Origin of the sequence: Congregibacter sp., assembly GCF_965660375.1 — a bacterium.
Lineage (GTDB): Bacteria > Pseudomonadota > Gammaproteobacteria > Pseudomonadales > Halieaceae > Congregibacter.
This window is the reverse complement of record NZ_CBFHZO010000016.1, coordinates 60,869-66,922: the sequence shown is the minus strand read 5'-3', so window position 1 is coordinate 66,922 and position 6,054 is coordinate 60,869. Positions and strand designations below refer to the sequence as shown.

The window sequence follows — 6,054 nt, the reverse complement described above, 5'->3', positions numbered from 1 at the left end:
GCCTGTTTGAGCAACATGCTGCGAATATGGCCAATGGCGCGGGTAGGATTCAGGCCTTTAGGACACACGTTTACGCAATTCTGAATGCCGTGGCAACGAAACACGCTAAAGGGATCATCAAGACGAGACAGACGCTCTTCGGTGGCCGTATCACGGCTGTCGGCGAGGAAGCGATAGGACTGAAGCAAGCCCGCGGGACCAATAAAACGATCCGGGTTCCACCAGAATGACGGGCAGCTTGTGGAACAGCAGGCGCAGAGAATGCATTCGTAGAGGCCATCGAGTTTGGCGCGATCTTCCGGAGACTGGAGCCGCTCGATAGCCGGTGCCGGCGCATCGTTTTGCAGGTAGGGCTGCACCTTTTCGTACTGGGTGTAGAACATACTCATATCGACCACCAGATCGCGAATCACGGGCAACCCCGGAAGCGGCCTGATCACCAGCTTGTTGTTCTTCACCGTCTCGGAAAGCGGCGTAATGCACGCCAGACCGTTCTTGCCGTTCATGTTGAGGCCGTCGGAACCACAGACGCCCTCCCGACAGGAGCGACGATAGGTCACAGAGGCATCCTGCTGCGCCTTGATGTCCTCTAGAACATCGAGAACCATGACGTCTTTGCCGCCGGTATCGACTTCAAAGGTCTGCATGGACGGCTCGGCGTCCTGCTCCGGGTTGTAGCGATATACACTGACCTGCAACATGCAAATAACTCCGTTTCGTTCGTTCCCCGAGAGGATCAATAGCTACGAGCCATGGGCTCCATCTTGTCCATAACCTTGGGCGCAAAATTCACGTCGCGCTTCCCTACACTCTTGTCACCGGGGAAATACAGCGAGTGGCACAGCCAGTTCTCGTCATCCCGTTCCTGGTAATCGTCACGAGCATGGGCGCCGCGACTTTCGGTGCGGTTCTCCGCGGGTATCGCGGTCGCCTCTGCCACCTCAAAGAGGTTCTGCAGCTCCAGCGCTTCGATGCGTGCCGTGTTGAAAGCCTGCGTCTTGTCAGCAACGCCGATGTTTTCGATTCGGGGACGCAGCTCTTCCAGCAGCTTGATGCCATCGCGCATAAAGTCGCCTTTGCGAAACACGCCAAAGTGATTCTGCATAACGCCCTGAAGCTCCTTGCGAAGCTCCGCAACACTCTCACCCACGGGTGCCGCGTCAAGCTTGGCCAGCCGCTGATTCCCCGCTTCGATATCGGTAGGCGATGCCTCCCGCGCTTCGATGCCTGAGCGGAGGGACTCTTCAATAAACAGTCCCGCTGCGCGGCCAAACACCACAAGGTCCAGCAGCGAATTCCCCCCCAGACGGTTGGCACCGTGTACAGACACACAGGCCGCCTCACCGCAGGCATAGAGGCCCGGGATCACATGATCATTACCCTGAGCGTCGATGGTGAGCGCCTGCCCGTTAACGTTGGTCGGGATACCCCCCATCATGTAGTGGCAGGTAGGCACCACCGGGATGGGCTCTTTCACCGGATCGGCGTGGGCGAAGGTGCGAGACAGCTCAAGAATGCCCGGCAAACGGCTCTCCAACACCTCTTCCCCGAGGTGATCCAACTTCAGGAACACATGGTCCGCATCGGGACCGCAACCGCGCCCTTCAAGAATCTCCAAAACCATGGAGCGCGCGACCACGTCACGCCCGGCGAGATCCTTGGCGTTGGGCGCATAGCGCTCCATAAAACGCTCACCGTCCTTATTGATCAGGTACCCGCCCTCACCGCGACATCCCTCGGTGACAAGGGTGCCGGCGCCGTAAATGCCCGTGGGGTGGAACTGCCACATCTCCATGTCCTGCATGGGGAATCCTGCCCGCAGTGCCATACCAATGCCGTCACCGGTGTTGATGTGCGCGTTGGTCGTGGAAGCATAGATACGACCCGCGCCGCCCGTGGCAAATACCGTGGCCTTGGATTTTACGTACACCACTTCGCCGGTTTCGATGCAGATGGCGATGACGCCGACTACAACGCCGTCCTGGTTTTTCACCAAATCCGTAGCGAACCACTCGTTAAAAAACACCGTGTTGTTCTTGACGTTGTTTTGATAAAGCGTGTGCAGCAGAGCGTGGCCCGTGCGATCGGCCGCTGCGCAGGTACGGGCAGCCTGGCCGCCCTTCCCGAAATCCTTTGACTGTCCACCGAAGGGCCGCTGGTAGATACGCCCCTCCTCCGTGCGGGAGAACGGCAGCCCCATGTGCTCCAGCTCATAAATTGCTTCCGGGCCCACAGACGTCATGTATTCAATAGCGTCCTGGTCACCGATATAGTCAGAACCCTTGACGGTGTCGTACATGTGCCAGCGCCAGTCGTCCTGGGGATCTGCACTGGCAATCGCACAGGTAATCCCACCCTGAGCTGACACGGTATGCGACCGCGTTGGAAACACTTTACTGATTACCGCTGTTTTGTAGCCCGATTGAGCCAGCTGGAGTGCTGCGCGCATGCCTGCACCGCCGCCGCCAACAATTACACCGTCGAAAGAAATTGTGCGCATTCGTTTTTAAGCTCCTGTTGCAGGACTTTTTAACCGACTCAGGCCCAGACTATCTGGACACCCCAAATCACAAATATCACCAGCGAGAGCGACGTCAACAGCTGCAAGCCGATTCTTAATACATTGCCCCGGGAACCCATGAGACGCTCCGTGAGGTAATCCGTGAACACACCCCACATGCCAATCCAGGCGTGGGCGGCCAGCGACAGCATCGCCAGCATGGTAAAAATCTTCATCCAGGTCTGTGCAAACAATGCTGACCACTCGGCATAAGAGATGCCCACTGCCAACTTCGCACCGACAAACAGGAAGAACGCCAAAAGGATAACGGCAGTGACGCGCTGCACCAACCAGTCCGACAACCCCGAGCGGGAAAGACTTGTAACCGCGGTTACCATAAAACGACTCCTACCAGAACAGCACTGATGGCGGTGAGAACGAACACCAGACGGGCGCCGAGCACACCCCCTTCCATAGTTTCACCGACGCCGAAATCCATAATGAGATGCTTGACCCCTGCAAAGCTGTGGTAGAGCAGTGCCGTGGCGATACCCCAGACCACGATCTTCAGCAGCGGACTGCCAAACAGCTCTCCGAGCCTGGCAAAGGTCTCGGGCCCCGCGAGGCTGAGGTCCAATGCCCACAGTAGTAAAAAAGAAGCCACTACCATGATCACGCCGGACACCCGGTGCAGGATTGACGCGTAGGCAGTGATGGGTAATCGGATGGTTCCGATATCGAGATTAACCGGACGATTGTCTTTCACAGACGGACAGCTCCTGAATCTGGAATGGTCCTTGAGCAGCTTTGGCCACCGCCCTTAGGCGTTGCCCTAATGCTCCTCGCTTTGTATCCCAGCTGCAAACGCCTCAAAAAGCGGTTATGAGCTGCGATACCCTCAAAAACGGCGCGAGTATAGAGATTCGACAGGTCCATTACAATTGACTCCGATCAAGGCTGTTATCGCTGATTGCGCGATGAATGCAGAAGAACCCACCCCGTCAATTGACAAACGTTCGGCACTCTCTATAGTTGGCGACCCACTGAAAACACGCGGGTTCTCCCATGAGTCAAAAGAAAGCAACCCTTACCATCGACGGCATTGAAGGTAGTGTAGAACTGCCTGTTTACTCCGGATCTATCGGACCGGATGTAGTCGACGTCGGCGGTCTCACGGGCAAGGGTATGTTTACCTATGACCCGGGCTTCGTTTCCACCGCAGCCTGCGAATCGGAGATCACCTATATTGATGGCGGCAAGGGTGTATTGCTACACCGCGGTTATCCCATTGATCAGCTGGCCGCTGATTCGGATTATCTGGAAACCTGTTATCTGCTGCTCTATGGCGAACTTCCCAACGCCGAGCAAAAAGAGAAGTTCGTAAGCACCGTGCATAACCACACCATGGTGCACGAGCAGATTCGCACCTTTTTCAACGGCTTCCGTCGCGACGCGCATCCCATGGCGATTATGTGTGGTGTGGTGGGCGCGCTGTCTGCGTTCTATCACGATTCCCTGGACATCTCTGACGAGCACCACCGTCAGGTAGCAGCGTTCCGTCTCATTGCCAAGATGCCTACGCTGGCCGCGATGAGCTACAAGTTCTCCATCGGACAGCCGTTCATGTACCCGGACAACAGCCTGGGTTATGCCGAGAATTTCCTGCATATGATGTTTGGCACGCCCTGCGCACCGAGCAATGTATCACCGGTGCTGGCCAAGGCCATGGATCGAGTCTTTCTTCTTCACGCCGATCATGAGCAAAACGCATCAACCTCCACGGTGCGTCTCGCCGGCTCCTCGGGGGCGAATCCCTTCGCCTGCATTGCGTCCGGCATCGCCGCACTATGGGGCCCTTCGCACGGGGGCGCCAACGAGGCCGTATTGAACATGCTTGAAGAGATCGGAGACGTGTCGCGCATCGATGAGTACGTTGCCCGGGCAAAAGACAAGGATGACCCATTCCGTCTTATGGGGTTCGGTCACCGTGTATACAAGAACTTTGATCCCCGCGCCAAAGTTATGAAAGAGGCCGCCGACGAGGTCCTCGCTGAACTGGGTATTGAGAATGACCCGCTACTCGCCATTGCCAAGCGCCTGGAAGCAATTGCGCTGGAAGACGATTACTTTATCGAGAAAAAGCTCTACCCCAATGTGGACTTCTATTCAGGGATCATCCTCAAGGCTATTGGCATACCAACGAGCATGTTCACGGTGATTTTTGCCGTGGGCCGAACCGTGGGGTGGATTGCGCACTGGAATGAAATGATCTCGGGAAGTTACCGCATTGGCCGACCACGGCAGCTTTACACCGGTCATGCACAGCGCGACTTTGTGAAGATAAACGATCGCAGCTGACCATCGCTGCGCAGCAACGTAAACATTTTAGGTAGAAGCAGGGGCAGCTATGACCGGAATGTCGGTATCTTCAGGGACTAACGAGGTCTACCTGACCGGCACCGGTCTGTATACACCCCCCCATTCCATCAGCAATGAAGAACTGGTGGAAAGCTTCAATCAGTTTGTTGACCTGCACAACGCCGAGCACGCGGAGGCTATCGCCGCAGGCGACATGCCAGCCCTCGCTCATTCCTCAGCGGAGTTTATCCAAAAAGCCTCAGGGATCCGTTCACGCTTCGTCGTCAACAAAGAGGGGATTCTTGACCCCCAGCGCATGACGCCCAACATCAGCGAGCGCTCAAATGAGGAGCCTTCCGTGATGTGCGAGATGGCACTCATTGCGTCGCGCGAGGCGCTGAAGGCGGCAGGCCTTGAGCCTGGAGACCTGGATGCAGTGATCTGCGCAGCGTCCAACATGCAACGCGCCTACCCGGCCATGGCAGTGGAAATCCAGTCAGCGCTGGGCTGCGGCGGCTTTGCCTTCGATATGAACGTGGCGTGCTCATCGGCTACCTTTGGGCTTCAGCAAGCCCGCGATGCTATTAGAAGCGGCAGCGCAAAGCACGTATTGGTGGTCAATCCGGAGATCTGCACCGGTCACCTGAACTTCCGGGACCGGGATTCACACTTCATTTTTGGTGATGTGTGCACCGCGATGATACTCAGCGACGAACCGGGGCCCTCCAGCAGCAATTTCCGAGTACTGGACAGTCGTCTGCAAACCATGTTTTCGAACAATATCCGAAACAACTTCGGCTTCCTTAACCGTGGTGATGAGGCGGGTGTGGGAAAAACGGACAAGCTTTTTGTCCAGGAAGGACGAAAAGTCTTCAAGGAAGTCTGCCCTGCGGTAGCGGCGCAGATAAACGATCAACTGGCCACTCTTGACATAGCCTCCAGTGATCTCAAACGCCTGTGGTTACATCAGGCCAACCTGAATATGAACGTGCTCATAGCCAAACGGGTGCTGGGACGGGATGCCACCACCGACGAGGCACCAGTTATTCTCGATGAATATGCAAATACCAGTTCCGCCGGATCGGTCATTGCCTTCCACAAGCACCATGATGACTTTGAAGTGGGTGAGCTGGGTGTTCTGTCATCCTTCGGTGCGGGATATAGCATCGGCAGCGTTGTCCTGGAGCGCTGCTAAG

Annotated in this window: 6 protein-coding genes; 2 read left to right on the top strand and 4 right to left on the bottom strand. The window is 56.3% G+C overall.

Annotated elements, in window-relative coordinates:
• The 4 genes from ACTG3T_RS01835 to sdhC all read right to left on the bottom strand — a co-directional run.
• Nucleotides 1–701: succinate dehydrogenase iron-sulfur subunit (locus ACTG3T_RS01835; RefSeq protein ID WP_439100560.1), on the bottom strand; the 701-nt coding region annotated here is incomplete at its 3' end.
• A 35-nt stretch (nt 702–736) separates the two neighbouring features.
• A complete protein-coding gene (gene sdhA, locus ACTG3T_RS01830) occupies nt 737–2,500 on the bottom strand; it encodes a succinate dehydrogenase flavoprotein subunit (RefSeq protein WP_439100559.1) in 1,764 nt (587 codons plus the stop codon).
• Nucleotides 2,501–2,538: 38 nt separating this feature from the next.
• Nucleotides 2,539–2,898: a succinate dehydrogenase, hydrophobic membrane anchor protein gene (sdhD, locus tag ACTG3T_RS01825; RefSeq protein ID WP_439100558.1), complete on the bottom strand. Its 360-nt coding sequence runs from the start codon at nt 2,896–2,898 to the stop codon at nt 2,539–2,541.
• Nucleotides 2,892–3,266: a succinate dehydrogenase, cytochrome b556 subunit gene (gene sdhC / locus ACTG3T_RS01820; RefSeq protein WP_439100557.1), complete on the bottom strand. Its 375-nt coding sequence runs from the start codon at nt 3,264–3,266 to the stop codon at nt 2,892–2,894. Before sdhC ends, sdhD begins: the two co-directional genes overlap by 7 nt.
• A gap of 299 nt (nt 3,267–3,565) precedes the next feature.
• Here sdhC and gltA point away from each other — a divergent pair, with 299 nt between their 5' ends.
• Together gltA and ACTG3T_RS01810 are read left to right on the top strand one after the other, a co-directional pair.
• Nucleotides 3,566–4,858 (top strand): citrate synthase, encoded by a 1,293-nt coding sequence (gene gltA / locus ACTG3T_RS01815; protein WP_439100556.1) that lies wholly within the window; start codon nt 3,566–3,568, stop codon nt 4,856–4,858.
• A 49-nt stretch (nt 4,859–4,907) separates the two neighbouring features.
• Entirely contained in the window at nt 4,908–6,053 is a 1,146-nt protein-coding gene (locus ACTG3T_RS01810; protein ID WP_439100555.1) for a beta-ketoacyl-ACP synthase III, read from the top strand.
• Nucleotide 6,054: the final 1 nt, after the last annotated feature.